11 protein-coding genes are annotated in these 16,365 nt (G+C 71.1%); 6 read left to right on the top strand and 5 right to left on the bottom strand.

Annotation, left to right across the window (positions count from 1 at the left end):
- Nucleotides 1-27: 27 nt before the first annotated feature.
- Both argC and ACIBVL_RS27635 read right to left on the bottom strand, forming a co-directional pair.
- A complete protein-coding gene (gene argC / locus ACIBVL_RS27640; RefSeq protein WP_399100926.1) occupies nt 28-1,056 on the bottom strand; it encodes an N-acetyl-gamma-glutamyl-phosphate reductase in 1,029 nt (342 codons plus the stop codon).
- 105 nt (nt 1,057-1,161) lie between these two features.
- Nucleotides 1,162-2,619 (bottom strand): MFS transporter, encoded by a 1,458-nt coding sequence (locus ACIBVL_RS27635; RefSeq protein WP_399100924.1) that lies wholly within the window; start codon nt 2,617-2,619, stop codon nt 1,162-1,164.
- A gap of 277 nt (nt 2,620-2,896) precedes the next feature.
- Here ACIBVL_RS27635 and ACIBVL_RS27630 point away from each other — a divergent pair, with 277 nt between their 5' ends.
- The 4 genes from ACIBVL_RS27630 to ACIBVL_RS27615 all read left to right on the top strand — a co-directional run bounded on the left by ACIBVL_RS27630 (nt 2,897) and on the right by ACIBVL_RS27615 (nt 9,784).
- Entirely contained in the window at nt 2,897-4,657 is a 1,761-nt protein-coding gene (locus ACIBVL_RS27630) for an AMP-binding protein (protein WP_399100922.1), read from the top strand.
- 286 nt (nt 4,658-4,943) lie between these two features.
- Entirely contained in the window at nt 4,944-6,779 is a 1,836-nt protein-coding gene (locus tag ACIBVL_RS27625) for a CoA transferase (protein WP_399100920.1), read from the top strand.
- A complete protein-coding gene (locus tag ACIBVL_RS27620; protein WP_399100918.1) occupies nt 6,776-8,428 on the top strand; it encodes a class I adenylate-forming enzyme family protein in 1,653 nt (550 codons plus the stop codon). Before ACIBVL_RS27625 ends, ACIBVL_RS27620 begins: the two co-directional genes overlap by 4 nt.
- Nucleotides 8,429-8,548: 120 nt before the next feature.
- Nucleotides 8,549-9,784: an acyl-CoA dehydrogenase family protein gene (locus ACIBVL_RS27615; protein ID WP_399100916.1), complete on the top strand. Its 1,236-nt coding sequence runs from the start codon at nt 8,549-8,551 to the stop codon at nt 9,782-9,784.
- A gap of 162 nt (nt 9,785-9,946) precedes the next feature.
- Here ACIBVL_RS27615 and ACIBVL_RS27610 read toward each other — a convergent pair whose 3' ends face one another.
- The 3 genes from ACIBVL_RS27610 to ACIBVL_RS27600 form a co-directional block, all read right to left on the bottom strand.
- The gene (locus ACIBVL_RS27610) at nt 9,947-11,176 is read right to left on the bottom strand and encodes a sugar ABC transporter permease (RefSeq protein WP_399100914.1); all 1,230 of its coding nucleotides are present in this window, start codon (nt 11,174-11,176) and stop codon (nt 9,947-9,949) included.
- Nucleotides 11,177-11,178: 2 nt separating this feature from the next.
- On the bottom strand, nt 11,179-11,949 hold the full coding sequence (locus tag ACIBVL_RS27605; RefSeq protein WP_399100912.1) for a thioesterase family protein: 771 nt from the start codon (nt 11,947-11,949) through the stop codon (nt 11,179-11,181).
- Nucleotides 11,950-12,011: 62 nt separating this feature from the next.
- Nucleotides 12,012-13,211 (bottom strand): MFS transporter, encoded by a 1,200-nt coding sequence (locus ACIBVL_RS27600; RefSeq protein ID WP_399100910.1) that lies wholly within the window; start codon nt 13,209-13,211, stop codon nt 12,012-12,014.
- A gap of 80 nt (nt 13,212-13,291) precedes the next feature.
- Here ACIBVL_RS27600 and ACIBVL_RS27595 point away from each other — a divergent pair, with 80 nt between their 5' ends.
- Complete coding sequence (locus ACIBVL_RS27595; protein ID WP_399100908.1) at nt 13,292-13,921, top strand: TetR/AcrR family transcriptional regulator; 630 nt, start codon at nt 13,292-13,294, stop codon at nt 13,919-13,921.
- A 108-nt stretch (nt 13,922-14,029) separates the two neighbouring features.
- Nucleotides 14,030-16,294, top strand: coding sequence for an MMPL family transporter (locus tag ACIBVL_RS27590; RefSeq protein ID WP_399100906.1), 2,265 nt, complete (start codon nt 14,030-14,032; stop codon nt 16,292-16,294).
- Nucleotides 16,295-16,365: the final 71 nt, after the last annotated feature.

The following is a 16,365-nucleotide window of genomic DNA, read 5'->3' as shown; positions in this document are numbered from 1 at the left end:
GCGGCCGGGTGGCTGCACGTGCGTCGCTCACGGTGCGACTCCGATCGTGGAAAGTCCCAGCTCCTCGGGAAACCCGAGGGCGATGTTCATGCTCTGGAGGGCACCGCCCGCCGTGCCCTTGGTCAGGTTGTCGATGGCGCTGATCGCGATGATCCGCCCCGCGGCCTCGTCGTACGCGACCTGCACCTGAACAGCGTTGGAACCGTGGACGGACGCCGTCGCGGGCCACCGGCCCTCGGGGAGGAGGTGAACGAAGGGCTCGTCGGCGAGGGCCTTCTCGTAGGCGGCGCGGACGGACTCGGCGGTGACGCCGGGCTTCGCCTTGGCGCTGCACGTGGCGAGGATCCCGCGGGGCATCGGCGCGAGGGTCGGCGTGAAGGAGACGGAGACCGGCTCCCCGGCCGCCGCGCCGAGGTTCTGGATGATCTCCGGGGTGTGCCGGTGGCCGCCGCCCACGCCGTACGGCGACATGGAGCCCATGACCTCGGAGCCCAGCAGGTGCGGCTTGGGTGCCTTGCCCGCGCCGGAGGTGCCGGAGGCGGCGACGATCACGGCCTCGTTCTCGGCGAGTCCGGCGGCATACGCGGGGAACAGGGCCAGCGAGACGGCGGTGGGGTAGCAACCGGGGACCGCGATGCGCTTGGACCCCTCCAGCGCGGCGCGGCCGCCCGGCAGTTCGGGGAGGCCGTAGGGCCAGGTCCCGGCGTGCGCGGAGCCGTAGAACTTCTCCCAGTCGGCCGCGTCCTTGAGCCGGAAGTCGGCACCCATGTCGACGACGAGGACGTCCGGGCCGAGCTGCTCGGCGACGGCGGCGGACTGGCCGTGCGGGAGGGCGAGGAAGACGACGTCGTGTCCGGAAAGGACCTCGGCGGTGGTCTCCTCGAGCACCCGGTCGGCCAGCGGCAGCAGGTGCGGCTGGAGTGCGCCCAGCTTCTGGCCGGCGTTGGAGTTGCCGGTCAGGGCGCCGATCTCGACCTCGGGGTGCGCGAGGAGCAGGCGCAGCACCTCGCCACCCGCATACCCGCTCGCTCCGGCCACTGCCGCACGTACCGCCATGTCCACCCTCCTCTTGGATGGCATGACTATACGTGCCTATGCACGTTTATACAATCCGTTCACCGTCGGAGCGGGCCCCGCCACTGTGACTGCGACTTTTGGTTTTCAGGTACGAGCGGAGTCGGCGGAGCCGGTGGTGTGCTCGCTCGCCGGCTCGGCATCGGACTCGGCCGGCCGGCTCCGGCGGACCAGCCACAGGCCGATGAGGACGCCGAGAGCTGCGAGTCCCGAGGCGCCGAGGAAGGTGAGCCGGTAGCCCTCGTTGAGCGCGGCCCGGTACGGGCCGTCCGCAGCCTCCGTGCGGGCGGCGGCCACGGCGGCGAGCAGGGCGACGCCGAGGCCGGCGCCGATGCGCTGGGCGGTGTTGACGACCGCGGATATGACGCCCGTCTCATGCTCGGCCACCGCCTTCACGGCGGGCATCGTCGAACCGACGAACACGGCGGGGAGGCCGGCCGCGAAGATCAGGGCACCCGGCAGGTAGTCGGTGACGAAGGAGCCGTCCACCGGGAGCCGACCAAGGAGCAGCAGCCCGGCCGCCAGCAGCGCCATCCCTGCCGTCAGGACGACCCTGGGCCCCCACTTGGCCAACGCCGGCGGGACGACGGTACGGGACACCAGCAGGTTCACCGCCGCGATCGGCAGCACCGCGAGGCCGCTCTCCAGGGCGCTGTAGCGGTGCACTTCCTGGAAGTACAGCGCGAGGAAGACGAAGGCCGGCACGTGCGCGGCGCCGACGATGACACTGGCCAGGGTCGAACCGGTGACGTCGGGATCACGGAAGAACCGGAAGGGCAGCAGCGGGTCCGGTGATCGCATCTCGATCCGTACGAAGGTGGCACCGAGCGCCAGTCCGGCCATGCCGAGCAGGACGGTGAGCGCGTCGAGGTCTCCTTCGGCGGCGACCGTGACTGCATACACCACCAGCAGCAGAGCGCTCGTTCCGGTGATGATGCCGGGCAGGTCCAGTCGTGTGCGGAAGTCCGAGATCGGGGCGTCGGCAGGCAGCATGCGGCCGCTCAGCAGCAGGCCGATGACGCCGATCGGCACATTGATGAGGAAGATCCAGTGCCAGCTGAGCAGTTCGACGATCAGGCCGCCCAGCACGACTCCGCCGGCGGCGCCGACCGCGCCCATCGCGCTCCACCATCCGAACGCCCGCCGGTTGGCAGCCGGTTCGACGAAGATCGCGGTGAGCAGGGAGAGCTCGGCCGGCACCAGGATCGCGGCGCCCACGCCCTGCAGGGCACGCGCGGCGATGAGCAGCCACGACCACTCGGCGACTCCGGCCAGCAGTGAGGCGAGGGTGAAGACCGCGAGCCCCACCCGGAACAGCCGACGCCGCCCGAGTACATCCGTCGCCCGGCCGGCCCCCAGTTGGAAGCCGCCGAAGGTCACCTGGTAGGCGGTGCCGACCCAGGCGAGTCCCACCACGGTCAGCCCCAGTGCCGCCCCGATGGCGGGTAACGCCACGTTGACGATCGACACGTCGAGGAACACCACGAGTTCCACCGAGGTGAGCAGGAACAGCACACCCCTCTTGCCCTGGAGTGGCCCAGGCATGGCCGTCCCCTCTCTCGAGAATCCACTGTGCAGGCAAGTCAGACACTAGAGAATCTCACTAGAGTGAGCAACTATTGAACGCCGCGAAGGTGGCAGCGGATCGACACCAACTCGGAAAAACGCTCGCAATCGCAAATCTCTTGACTAGACTCGAACACTAGAGTAGAGATTTATTCGCGCTAGTGGGCAGAACGTTGACCGCAGTGCCGATGAGCTACACGCACTGCGTACCACGCACGGGAAATCATGCGAGGCGACACAGCGGGGGGCCGTCTAGATGAGCCAGGACACGGAAATATCTGGCCACTGTAGGAACTTATTCGACGACTGCACGCAGCGCCTCGGCACCCTCGCCGCGCGCTGGAGCACGACACAGACCCATGTGGCGATGGCCGTGGCCCTCACGGTTCTCTCCCGCCAGACTGCGGACGGCGTCACACGGGTCGGCGTCCGGGGTTCGACGCCCGTCCGGATGGCGTTCCCGCCCGAACTGCCGCTGCGCGAGGCCGCTCTCGGCATCGCCCGCCTCGTTGCGGAAGCCAGCACGATCTCGATCGACACACCCAACGCCGAGTCCGACCTTCCCGAACGGATCGAACTGGAGATCGTGGAGCGGGGGGACGGCGTCCTCACCCTGAGCGGGACGTGCGCCGAGCGGCAGATGGACCGCCTGATCCACGCGCTCCGCCACGCATACCGGCCGGCGTCGGCGGTGCGCGATGTCCCGGTCGCCTGTCCCGCCGACGACGAGGATGTGCGGGCGTGGGCACAGAACCTCGCTCCCATCCCGGCCACCACCCTCGACCGCGTCTTCAGCAGGATCGCGCGGGCGCACCCCGGCAGAACCGCCGTTCACGTACCGCCCGGACCGGACGGGCCACCGGGTGTTCGGCGGCTCACGTACGGCGCGGCTGAAGCGCGGGCAGTGCGCCTCGCCTCCGCCTTGGTGCGCTCGGGCGTGCAACTCGGCGAACCCGTCGTGGTCGTGTGCGACGACCCGATACGTGCGGTCGTCGACCAGCTCGCGGTGTTCAAGGCCGGAGCGGTCTGTGTTCCCGTCGGCCGGGTCCCCGCCGAACAGGCCCGGGACATCGCCGCGCTCAGCGGAGCGCGCTGGGCGTTGTGCGGGACCGACTCGCGTCTGTCCTGGGAGCGATACTGCCGTGCCCTGAGCCCACAGGAAACGGTCCTCGCCGGGCTCGTCGGCCGGGCCAGGTCCGGTGAGGCCCCTGTGGAGGACTCCCTGCCCCGCTCGGATTTCTCCGAGGCCGCCTACCTCCTCGTCGACCGCCACGCCAGGCGTCCAGCCGAGGCCCGGCTGTCAGCCCACACGGCATGGACCTCCGCGGCCGCCTCCCGCGTGCAACGAGTCGGCCACGTGTCGACCGAGGTCGTCTCGGGCGGTGACCTCGCCGACGCCGCCGCCCTGTCGGCGATGTGGTGGGCGTTCGCCTGCGGGGCGAGACTGACCTGGCTCGGCGCCGACAGGCCGTACGCCGCGACCGGCGTCACGCCGCGGGCCGCGGGAGCTCGTCCGGCGGACGCCCTGCTCTCCACGGAGGGCTACCAGGAACTGCTCGAAACACTGGGCACGACATCCGTCGCGAGTTCGGGTTCGCGGGCGGGCCTAGGCACCGTGGTCGTGAGCGGAGCTCCGTGCACCGCGGATCTGGTCAAGCAGCACTTCGCCCTGGTCGAAGGCACCCGGTTGATCTCCGAGTTCAGCGGTGACGGCGGACCACTGCCGTGGACCGCGCGCGAACTGGGACCGGCCGACGCGGAGTGCAGGCTGCTGCCGAACCTGGGCCGGCCTTCGCCGAACGTCCAGGTCCGGATCCTCGACGAGGTGGGGCGTTCCCTGCCCCCCGGTCTCGTCGGCGAGATCTGCGCCGAGGGCGGCGCGCTGCCGTACGAACTCCTGATTCGCGACGGCGTGCTGGTGCGGACACTGACCGACCACCTCCTGCGTTCCGGACGGCTGGGGCAGCTGCGGATGGACGGCTCGCTGGAGTCGGCCGACGACGTTCCCAGTGGTTGAACGCCGCCCGAATTCCACACCGTCTCCCGAGTCGTAAGCGGAACCGGATATTTCGGCACGCACTTGTCGGGTGAACTCACCTCCCGCTCCACACGTCCATTTTCACGGTACTCCCGGGAATGTTTCCCGCTCATTCACTCATGCGTCGAGGCGTGCGGGAAACCAGGCGAAGGGTATTTCCTTGCAGACAAGTATCAGCGGACAGCAAACATTTGCGCAAGCATCCGGTATCAAGATTCCCCAGCTTCGTACCGGGCAGGAGGCCGGGCCCCTTGCCGGCTTCACCGTGCTGTACAGCGATCGCTCCCGAGCGCTGGACGTGGCCCTGCGGCATCTGTCCTGTCTCGGCGCCCGGACGCTCCGGCGTCCGGGCGGTGTCGAGAACGGGAGCCTGGACATCGTTCCCCCTGGCCGCTCCGCGCCCGCGCTCAGCTGTCACATCGGATGGTCGTGCGGCGAGGCTCCGAATGTCGCCGACGAGGTCGCCGTACAGGCCACGACCGGAGTGATGGCGGTCCACGGGCGGCGTGTCGGCGCGCCCGCCCGGCTGCCCCTGGAATACGCCTCCGCCTGCGCGGGGGTGCTCGCGGTCCACGGTGTACTGGCCGCCCTCATCGCCCACGAGCGCGGCACTCCACTGACCCGCACCGGCACCTCGGTCACCCATGCCGCTCTGCTGACGGTCTCCCAGTACCTGGCGGCCGCCACGGCGGACGAGGACGAGGTCGTGCCCAAGGACGACATCGAGGCGGGCCCGCCATTCCGCAGCCGCGACGGTGTCTGGTTCGAGGCCGAGGCGCTCGACCCGCAGCCGTGGCGGTCCTTCTGGTCTGAACTAGGCGTTCCCCGCGAGGACATCAGCCGTGGCTGGCAGCCTTTCGTCCTGCGCTACCCCAAGGCCGTCTCACCGCTGCCGCGCTCCCTGTCCGGAGCCGTCGCCGCCCGGGACTTCACGGAGATCTCCGAGGTGGCGGCGCGCACCGGCATCAGCCTGTGCCGGGTCCGCTCCGTGGCCGAACGCCGCGCCGACCCGGGCGTCCTGGTCGACGGTACGGTATCCGGCCCCTGGCGCCTCACACCGTACGGCGAGGTCCAGGACCTTCCTGCCCCCGCGTTCCGCGCTCCGGCCGTGGACCGCCCGCTGGAGGGGATCAGTGTGGTGGAGGCAGGCCGCCGGATCCAGGCCCCGCTGGCGACCCATGTTCTGGGCCTGCTGGGCGCCGACGTGATACGCGTCGAGCCGCCGGGCGGTGACCCCTTGCGCGGCATGCCCCCGATGGCCGGTGACTGCTCGGCACGCTTCCTCGCACTGAACCGGGGCAAGCGCGTCCTGCACGCCGACCTGAAGTCGCCGGAGGGGCGGGACGACGTGCTGGATGTGGCGCGCGGGGCCGATGCCTTCCTGCACAACTGGGCACCGGGCAAAGCGGCCGTCTTCGGTCTCGACTCCGACGACCTGTCCGCCCTCAACTCCCGTCTGGTCTACGCGTACGCCTCCGGCTGGGGCGACGCGCTGGGCGAACGGCCGCCGCTGGGCACCGACTTCATGGCCCAGGCGCACTCGGGACTCGCGCACATGATGAGCGCCGACGGTGCTCCCCGCCCCTCCCTCATGACCCTGATCGACGTCCTGGGCGGACTCGTCGCGGCCGAGGGAGTGCTCGCCGGACTTCTGCTGCGCGAACGCACCGGCCGAGGCGTGCGCGTCGACTCGTCCCTGCTCTCGGCCTCGACCGTCGTGCAGTACGAGGCCCTGGAGCGGAGCTCCGAGCGGCGTGTCACAGGCTGCGCGAACCCCGCGCTGCCGGACCTGACCGGCCCCTGGCCCACCGCCGACGGTCTGCTGGCGCTGTCGGCCGACTCGCACACGGCGGTCGGCCGGCTGTGCGGGGCGCTCGGCCTCGACCCGGAGCTTCCCCACAACGAACTGGGCACCGTGGTGGCCGACCGGCTGGCAGAACGTTCCGCCGGGGACTGGACCGCCCTGCTGGCGGATGCCGGTGTCGGCGCCTCCGAGGTTCTCACCGACCTGCGCGACCTCGACCGCTCCCCGGTCGCCCGCCATGCGCTCACCCACGCCGAATGCACCTTCGTCACCGCCCCTTGGAGGTTCGAGGCATGAGCACCACGTTCCACGACCTGGTCCCCGCCGAGCTGCGCACCGAGTGGGCCAAGGCGGGACGCTACCCCGGAAAGGCGCTGTTCGAGCTGTTCGAGGAGCAGGTCGGGGCGCACCCCGAGGCGCCCGCGGTCCTCGACGGTGAGGGCGCGATCAGCTACGCCGAACTGCACCGCACCGCCCTCCGGCTGGCCCGCGCCCTCGCCGACGCCGGTACCCGCCCCGGAGACGTGGTCGCGGTCAACCTGGCGAACGGGCGGCTGGCCTGCGCCGTGGACCTGGCCGTGGCCGCTCTGGGCGCGGTCTGCCTGCCGTACCCGGTGGGCCGGCGGCGCCAGGACACCCTCGCCATGCTGCGCCGTTCCAGCGCCACCACGGCCGTCGTCACCCGGCACATCGGCGGCACCGACTACGGTGCCATGCTGGACGAGCTGCGGCCCCAACTCCCGGATCTGCGCGAGGTGTTCGTGCTGGGCGAACCGCCGGCCGGGATGCGCTCGCTGGACGCGGCGCTGAGCGGTCCGTCCGGGCCATGGGAGCCGGTGACCCGCCCCGACCCCGATACCGCGGCGCGCATCCTGGTCTCCTCCGGCTCGGAGGCCGAACCCAAGATGGTCGCCTACTCGCACAACGCCCTGGCGGGCGGACGCGGGGAGTTCCTGCGCTCGCTGGTCCGCGGGGAGGCACCACCCCGCATCATGTTTCTGGTCCCGCTGGCCTCGTCGTTCGGATCGACCGGCACCTCGGTCACCCTCGCGGTGCTCGGCGGCACGCTCGTGGTACTGCCGCGCTTCGATGCCGCGGAGGCGGTCACCGCGATCGAGCGGCACCGGCCCACCCACCTCATGGGCGTACCGACGATGTTCCAGGAGATGCTGGCCGATCCGCGGCTGCGGCCCGGCGCCTCCGACCGTATCGACACCTCCTCGCTGACCGCCCTGGTCTGCGGCGGCGCGGGCGTGGACCCCCAGACCGTCGAGGACTGCGTGCGTGCCTTCGGCTGTGCCTTTGTGAACCTGTACGGATCCGCCGACGGCGTCAACTGCCACACCCAGATCGAGGACGACCTCACCACCGTGAAGACCACGGCGGGACGCCCCAACCCGGACGTGACCACCATCCGGATCACCAGGGACGACGGGGAGGAGACCGCACCAGGTGAGATCGGGGAGATCTGGTCCAGGGGGCCGATGAGCCCGCTGTGCTACGTCAACGCGCCCGAGCTGGACAGCCAGTACCGCACGACGGATGGCTGGGTCCGCACCGGTGACCTGGGCCGGATCGACCCGTCGGGACGGCTGAACATCACCGGCCGCAAGAAGGAGATCATCATCCGTGCCGGGCTGAACATCAGCCCCGCGGAAGTCGAGCAGCTGGTCAACACCCACTCCGCCGTCAAGAGCGCCGTCTGCCTCGGCGTCCCGGACCGCGCGCTCGGCGAGCGGGTCTGCGTGTGGATCGTGCCGCTGCCGGGGCAGGAGGCCCCGGACCTGGCGGAGATACGGCGCTATCTGTACGAGGAGCAGGGGCTGGAGCGGGCCAAACTCCCCGAGCTCTTCTACGTCATCGACGAGCTGCCGATCAGCCCGGCGGGCAAGGTCGACAAACACGCCCTGCGGGCCTCGGTCACCTCAGCGCCCCCCACCCCCTGAGCCGGTGCCGGGCCTTGAATTCCCCCGTCGGGGCCCGGCACCACCCTCCTCACGCCGCCCGTCTGCTGCCCCGGCCGCCTCATGGGCGCCGCGGACCCTCCGCCGAAGGACCCACTCAGCATGAACACACCCACGATCGAGATACCGCACCAGCCGACCCTCGACGACCCCTTCAGCCTCCCGGGCCGCCTCCAGGAACTGCGCGACCGTGTACGGCAGTTCATCCGCAGCGAGGTGATCCCCGCCGAGCCCGCGCTCATCTCCGGCGGCTCCACCGCACAGACCGCCCTGCGCGCTCTGCAGGACAAGGCCCGTGCCAACGGGCTGTGGGGACTGTCCCATCCCTCCGAACTCGGCGGCCGGGACATGCCGCTGACCGACTACGTGCACCTCGGTGAAGCCGAGGGCGAATCGGAGTTCGGCCCGACGGTTCTGGGCTCGGAGCATCTGCTGGACGCGCTCATGCTCAGCCGTCACGCTCGGCCCACGGTCCGCCAGCGCTATCTGCCCGGCCTCCTGGACGGCCTGGTGACCCCCTGCTACGGCATGTCCGAGCCCGGCCGCTCGGGATCCGACCCCTCCCTCATGACGACCCGGGCGCAGCAGACGAGCGACGGCTGGGTGATCCGGGGCAGCAAGTGGTTCAGCCGGGCCGCACACGCCGACTTCATCACCGTCATGTGCCGTACGGAACCCATGGGCGTACCCAACTCACAGGCGTTCACCATGTTCCTGGTGCCCACCGAGACCCCCGGATTCCGCGCGGTACGGGAGCTGTCGGTCCTGGGAACGGAAGGTGACCACCGTGAAGTGCGCCTCGATGATGTGCGGGTGCCGGACGACTGCATGATCGGGGAGCGCGGAGCCGGTTTCGCCGTGGCGGGGGAAAGGCTCGACCTCGGGCGCACGCTGCGGGCGATCCAGTGGCTCGGGCAGTCACGGCGGGCCTTCGACCTGATGTGCCGACGGCTCCACCAGCGCACCGCGTTCCGGGAGCCGTTGGCCGCGAAACAGCTCATGCAGCAGCACGTGTTCGACTCGTACACCGACATCCAGGCGGCCCGGTCCCAGGTGCTGCGGGCCGCCGCGGCGGTGCAGTCAGGCCGTCGCGCCTATGCGGACGTGGCCACCGCCAAGGTGCTGGCGTCGCGCGCCCTGTGCCAGGTGCTGGACCGCGCGGTGCAGGTCCACGGCGCCGAGGGGCTCATCGACGACACTCCGCTCAGCCGTATGTACCGCAAGGCCCGGGCCACCCGGATCTACGACGGGCCCGACGAACTGCACGTCCATACGGTGGCCAAACGGCTGCTGAGGGCGTACGAGCCGGACCCCGCGGCGGAGCCGGACGTCTTCTGAGCACTGCGGACCCTCGGCCGTCCGGCCGGGCCCGGCACGCGGCTTCGCCGTTCTGTGGGCGCCGACCACTGGCCGGCACCCGCCTGGTGGTCGGCGAAGCCGCGTGTCCTCAGGGCCGGGCGGGGGCCGGAGGAACGCTCCGCCGACCCGCCGTCTGCTGGTTCAGCGGGTGTCTTTCCGGGTGCCCTCCTGGAAGCCCTCCGCCGCGCCGCTCTGGGTTCCGCCGCTTGCGTCGAGCCGTTTGAGGGCCGAGAGCAGGAAGTAGTCGCCCCAGATCAGTTCGTGGGCGACGGCTGTGCCGGACGCCATGTCGTAGCAGCCGTCCAGCAGCATCCCGGCCGGCGGGCCGTCCGGCGACCCGGTGCCACCGGTCGTCAGGTGTCCGGAGACCAGCAGGCCCAGCAGCCGGATCGCCGCACCCCGAAGGGCGCTGCCTCGCGGGCCCGGTACGACGTCGGCCAGCCCCAGCAGTGCCTCGGCCGCGATCGCCGCCGCGGAGGTGTCGCGTACGCCGTCGCGGTCGCGAAAGCTCCACGGTGGAACGACACCTCCCGTGCGCTCCAGCCAGAAGTCCGCTGCCAGCAGGGCCGCTTCCCGGTATCCGCCGTCCTGAGCCGGGCCGTCTCGGTCCACGGTCCGCGCAGCTGTGGTGAGCGCGAGCATGCCCCAGGCCTGGCCGCGTGCCCACTCCCCTGCGGGAGCCTCGCCTGGAGCGTCGTCCAGCCTCACGCCCGCGCGTACCCCTCCGTCCGTTGCCAGGCAGAGGTCGCGCACGGCGGCCGCGTGGCGGCGGGCGATGTCCTCCCAGGACGCCTGCCCGAACTCCCGGCCTGCCCAGGCGAGCAGGGCGATCACGGCAGCGGCGGAGTCCACGGTGAGCTCCTCTGCCCCACGGGCGCCGCGCCCCAGGGCGGCACCCGCCGGAACGACGCCGTAGCGGGGGTGCGCGGCGTCGGCCAAGGCCGCGGCACCCTCTGCGGCGACGCTCGCCGCGGCTGAGTCAGCGCAGCGCAGATGGCCCTGGGCCGCGCCGTACCAGAAGGTGAGGGCCCGCGTGTCCGTGTCGTCGCGGGCCCGGTCCCGGAGCCTCCCGGTCACCTCCTGTGCCCGCCGGAGGCTGTCCGCGGGCCGCTGTCGCCGAACGGGGAGGCCGTCCGCGGTCTGCGGGAAAGTGCGGCAGCCGTCGGTGGCCTCCGTTTCGGCGGCGAGCCAGAGCAGTCCCGCCCAGAAGCCTCCGGTCCACGAGCCTCGCCGGGTGGTCGTCCATCGGCCGTCGGCGGGATCCGCGTAGAGCGGGAAGCGGTCCTGGACCTCCTCGGCAGTGGTGCTGATCCGCTGAAGCATCAGGGCAACCGCGTTCTCGGTCGCCTTGCCGCGCGTCATCGGCGTCATCGTCACTCCTCGGTGATCAGCAGGGTCTGCACGGCCATACCGAAGGCGCCCGCGTCGTCCATCAGTACGGTCTCGGCGACACCCCGTCCCCCGGGACCCGGGCGCGTGCGGGCGCGCAGGGCGATCCACTCCCCGGTCGGGGAACGCACGAGATGGACGGTGAGATCGAGATTGACGCAGCGGTACCGGTCCGGGGGCAGGACCGCTCCGATCCCGTGCGTGAGATCGGCCAGCGCGACGGCGGCGAGCCATGGCGGCGCGGCGGCGGTCCCGGCGACGCCGGTGAGCAGCCGGGTCCAGGCGCTCCCGCCGTACGGATTGGCCGGGTCGTCCACCATGACGACCTCCACCGCGTCGCGGTTGAAGGAGGGCGCGTCGCCATGGGGGGCGTGCGTGAGCAGTCCGCTGGTGAGGGGCGGCATTGCGGGCTCCCGCGCGAGTTGTGGCAGGGATGTGGCCGCGTCGCGTACGCCGAGAGCGCCCGCCCTGGCGATCTCGGCGCCGTCGGCGGTCAACCGCACATCGACCAGACCGAAGCTGCGGCCCGCTCGCACCGTACGGGTACCGGCAGCGAGGGGCCGGGTGGGCAGCGGCCCCAGGAAGTCGACCGAGACCCGGGCCGGTGGCTGTTCCTCGCCGAGCTCCCGCTGGGCGAGGAACGCCAGCAGGGCGGCGACCGCGCCGCCGTGCAGAAGATCGGGACGCCATGGGCCGGTGGCCACGGGCGACGGGACCCAGAGGCCGTCCGCCGCGCGGAACAGCGGCTCCGACACGGCGAGTGGACCGGCTGCCCGCCTCTCCCCCGTAGGTCCTTCCTCAGTGGTCACCGCCCCCGTCACCGCGCCACCGCCCGGCGCACCTGGAAGGCGCTGACGACGGAGACGAGGAAGGCCAGGCCCGCCATGGCCCAGCCCGCCGGGTAGCCGGCCGAGGTGTCGGCCAGGAGACCGAAGCCCAGCGGCCCGACCACGAAACCGCCGAAGAAGCCCATCGAGACCAGGGCGGAGGCATGCCCGGTGGCGCCGAAGGCCGGGCTGCGCACGACAGCAACCATCGAGACGGCGTTGGCCGCTACGGCGGAGCCGCCCAGCCCGATGGCGCCGACCCAGACCAGCCAGGTCAGCCGGGTGGCGGCGGGCATCAGCGGCACGAAACAGACGGCCACGGCCGCCAGCACCAGCAGCGGCACACCGATGTCCGGCAGCCGACCGCTCACCCGGGTCCACACCACCCGGGCGATGATGCCCGAGCCGCCGACCGCCGCGATGAGGGCACCCGAAGCCCGCTCCCCCATGCCGAGTTCCTCGTGGGCGTAGAGCGGCAGGTACGTGTTGAGGGCGGCGAGGGCGGTGCCGACGCCGAGGGAGTAGAGGATGAGCCAACTCGCGGCCCTGTTGGGACGTTCGGGCAGCTTCAGGCGCGCTGCCGCAATCTCCGGCGGCTGGTCGCGCGGCAGGACGAAGGCGACGGCCGCGGCCGCGAGCGCCACCGGAACAACCAGGGCGAGGGTGGTACGCCAGGACGTGGCCGCGGCCAGAGACGGCACCAGCACACCGGCGGCGAAGGCGCCGAACTGCACCCCGGACTGCTTGACACCCACGGCGCCCGCCCGCCGCTCGGGTGGCAGATGTGCTGCGATGAGACGGTTGGTGGCGGGATTGGCGAACGCCTGCGCCCCGCCGGCCAGCACGAGCCCTGCCAGCAACCAGCCGTAACCGTCGCCCGCGGACAGTACGGCGAAGACCACCGCCACCGTCACCAGCAGGATCAGCAGAGCGCGCCGGCCTCCGATCAGATCGGTGAGGTGCCCGCTGAACAGGGAGAGCAACGATGCGGTACCGAACGCCACGGCGGTCAGCGAGCCCAGTTGCGAGCGCGATATGCCGAGATCGGACAGGAGTGTGGGCCCCAGAGCGCCCAGTGCGAAGAGCACGAACATCGACAGCCCCATGCTCGCCGTGAGCAGGGGTAGCAGAGCGCGCGGTAAACCCTGCCCGCCGAGCCGGGTGTCCTTGGCGCGTTCCTGTGTGTCCACGCTTGCCTCCATCATCAGAGAGCGCTATTTATTGTTCCACTCTAGATTGCAACTCTAGCAACTGAACGGTAGTCGGAAATATGGCAGCCAAACCAGGCGTCAGGCGCCAACGCGCCAACGAGACAAGGGCCCGGCTCCTCGACGCGTCCCTGAAGCTGTTCGTCGAGTACGGATACGACGGCACGACGATCGAGGCGATCGCCCGGGAGGCCGGGGTCGCGGTGCAGACGGTGTACTTCAAGTTCGGCACCAAGTTCACGATCCTCAAAGAGGTCCTGGACGTCCGGATCGCGGGCGACGACCGGCCCGTACCGACCATGGAGCGCGAGTGGTTCCGGGCAGCGGTCGCGGCCGAGGACCCACGTGAACAGCTGCGCCACCAGGTGGCCGGGGCCCGGGAGATCTACGAACGGGTCGGCGGGATGCTCGAAGTGCTGCGCAACGCGGCCCTGAACAACGAGGAGATCGCCCCGCTCTGGGAGCGGAACAAGGAGCAGCGCTTCGAGGTCCAGGCGCAGCTGATGAAGGCCCTGGCGGAGAAGTGGCCGTTCCCGCCCGGTCTGACCGCCGACCGCGCTACGGACATCAGCTACACGCTGCTCGGCCCCGAGGTCTACCACCTGCTGGTCACCGAGCGGGGCTGGAGTCCCGAGGAATGGGCCGACTGGGCACACGACGGCCTCTGCCGTCTTCTGACCGTCGAGAGCTGACACGCACGACGGCGGCACGACACGGCTGCCCATCGACGAGTCTGCCCGAACACGCGGCAGGCGATCGCTGGCATGTCACCCACCTCACTACACGCCCTGGGGGCACCCTTGACACACTCGGAACAGACGACCCGCGCGACGGCCACCGAGAACTTAGCTCCGCAGCCCGCGGCACCACCGCCCGAGCGAGGACTCGCCGGACTCGCCCGGCGGCTGGTACGCCGCAGAACCCCCGTCTTCCTGCTGATCGCGGCCCTCTCGCTGGCCGCCGCACTGTTCGGAGCGGGGGCGGCGGACGACCTGTCAAGTGGCGGCTACACGGCAAGCAACTCCGAGTCGGCGAAGGCCGAACAACTGCTCAACGACCGCTTCGGGACCGGCTCGCCCAACATGGTCCTGCTGGCCACCGGAGAGAATCCGGTGGAAGACGCGGCGGCGGCCGGCACGGAACTGACCGACCGGATCCGAGAACGGGACGGAGTGGCCTACGCCGAGTCGTACTGGACGGCCCGGGACCCCGCACTTCGCTCGAAGGACGGCCGCTCCGCGCTGATCCTGGTACGGCTGTCCGGCGACGAGAACGAGGCCACGCACCGGTCCGGTGAACTGACCGAGGAACTCTCCGGAAAGCAGGGCGAGTTCACGGTGACGGCCACCGGACGCGCACCGATCAACGACGCGCTGGAGAAGCAGAGCGAGGAGGACCTGACCAAGGCCGAACTCATCGGCGCGCCGCTCACCCTGATCATCCTGCTGGCCGCCTTCGGCTCACTGGTCGCCGCTCTCCTGCCGCTGCTGGTGGGCGTCGTCTCGGTCGTCTGCACCCTGGCCGTACTGCGCGTGCTGGCCGGCTTCACCGACGTCTCCCTCTTCGCGATGAACGTCACCACGGCGCTCGGCTTCGGGCTCGCCGTCGACTACAGCCTGTTCATCGTGACCCGCTACCGCGAGGAGCTGGCGCGGGGCAGCGAGGTCGTCGAGGCCATCGCCCACAGCCTGCGTACGGCGGGGCGGACCGTCCTGTTCTCCGCGCTCACGGTCGTCCTCTCCCTGGCCGCCCTGCTGGTGTTCCCGATCACCTTCCTCCAGTCGCTCGCCTACGCCGGGATCGCGGTGGTGAGCCTGGCCGCGCTCACCTCGCTGGCGATCCTGCCGCCGACGCTGGCCGTCATCGGCCGCAGGATCGACCGGCTCGACGTGTTCGCCGGGCTGCGGCGGCGCCTGCCGGGCTCGGCCGGCGAGGGGGGAGGTGCCTGGCACTGGCTGGCCACCAGGGTGATGCGCCGCCCTGTGCTCGCCGGTGCCGGCGTGGCCGTGCTGCTGATCGCGCTCGCCCTCCCCTTCGTGCACGCCCGGTTCGGCCTCACGGACGACCGCATCCTCCCCCAGGGGGCCCCAGCACAAACGGCCGCCGACACCATCCGTTCCGACTTCGACGGCGCGGGGACGGCCCCGGTCACCGTGGTGCTGCCGGACCTGGCCGAGGACGGCCGGGATGCGAAACTGGCCGACTACATGGCCGAGTTGTCCCGCACCGACGGCACCGTGCGGGTGGACGGCCCCCTCGGCAGCTGGGCGGAGGGACGGCAGGTCGCAGAACCCGGCCCCACCGCCGAGGTGTTCGCCGACTCCCGGGGTGTCTGGCTGAACGTCGTGTCCGACACCAACCCCAACTCCGCCGCCGGCGAGCGGCACACCCGGGAAGTTCGCGATGTCCCGGCGCCCGCCGAGGCACTGGTGGGCGGCGAGGCCGCCTCGCTGGTGGACACCAAGGCCTCGCTCATGGAGCGCATCCCGTACGCCACCTTGGTCATCGCCCTGAGCATGCTGATCCTGCTCTTCCTGTTCACCGGAAGCCTCATGGTGCCGCTGCAGGCCCTGGTGCTGAACACGCTCAGCCTCACCGCCTCCTTCGGCGCGATGGTGTACGTGTTCCAGGACGGCCACCTCAAGTGGCTGGTCGGCGACTTCGTCCACACCGGGCAGCTCGAGGTCACCGTCCCGGTGCTGATGTTCTGCGTGGCCTTCGGGCTCTCGATGGACTACACCGTCTTCCTGCTGTCCCGGATCAGGGAGGAGTACCTCGCGACCGGCGACAACACCCGGGCCGTCGTCTTCGGTATCGACCACACCGGCCGTCTGATCACGGCCGCCGCCCTGGTCGTGGCGACCGTCCTGGGCGCCCTGGCGACATCGGAGCTGAGTCTGCTCAAGCTGCTCGGCGCGGGGCTCGCCCTCGCGGTGCTGGTCGACGCCACATTGGTGCGCGGAATCCTCGTACCGGCCGTGATGAAACTCTGCGGGCGGGCCAACTGGTGGGCCCCGGCCCCGCTGCGCCGTCTGCACGACAAAGTCGGCCTGCGCGACGGCTGACCTGTTCTCGTCTTGCCCACGCGCCTCACCCCCTCCGCTTCACCGGGTGGAGGGGCTTTCTTCTTTTATTT

Source organism: Streptomyces sp. NPDC049687 (assembly GCF_044465285.1).
Classification (GTDB): domain Bacteria; phylum Actinomycetota; class Actinomycetes; order Streptomycetales; family Streptomycetaceae; genus Streptomyces.
This window is presented reverse-complemented; position numbering and strand designations above follow the sequence as displayed.

What these genes read in the sequence shown, in the direction of transcription:
- ACIBVL_RS27635 (WP_399100924.1), bottom strand. Translation starts at nt 2,619, where the DNA reads ATGCCTGGGCCACTCCAGGGCAAGAGGGGTGTGCTGTTCCTGCTCACC.
- ACIBVL_RS27620 (WP_399100918.1), top strand. Translation starts at nt 6,776, where the DNA reads ATGAGCACCACGTTCCACGACCTGGTCCCCGCCGAGCTGCGCACCGAG.
- argC (WP_399100926.1), bottom strand. Translation starts at nt 1,056, where the DNA reads ATGGCGGTACGTGCGGCAGTGGCCGGAGCGAGCGGGTATGCGGGTGGC.
- ACIBVL_RS27610 (WP_399100914.1), bottom strand. Translation starts at nt 11,176, where the DNA reads ATGACGCCGATGACGCGCGGCAAGGCGACCGAGAACGCGGTTGCCCTG.
- ACIBVL_RS27615 (WP_399100916.1), top strand. Translation starts at nt 8,549, where the DNA reads ATGAACACACCCACGATCGAGATACCGCACCAGCCGACCCTCGACGAC.
- ACIBVL_RS27595 (WP_399100908.1), top strand. Translation starts at nt 13,292, where the DNA reads ATGGCAGCCAAACCAGGCGTCAGGCGCCAACGCGCCAACGAGACAAGG.
- ACIBVL_RS27630 (WP_399100922.1), top strand. Translation starts at nt 2,897, where the DNA reads ATGAGCCAGGACACGGAAATATCTGGCCACTGTAGGAACTTATTCGAC.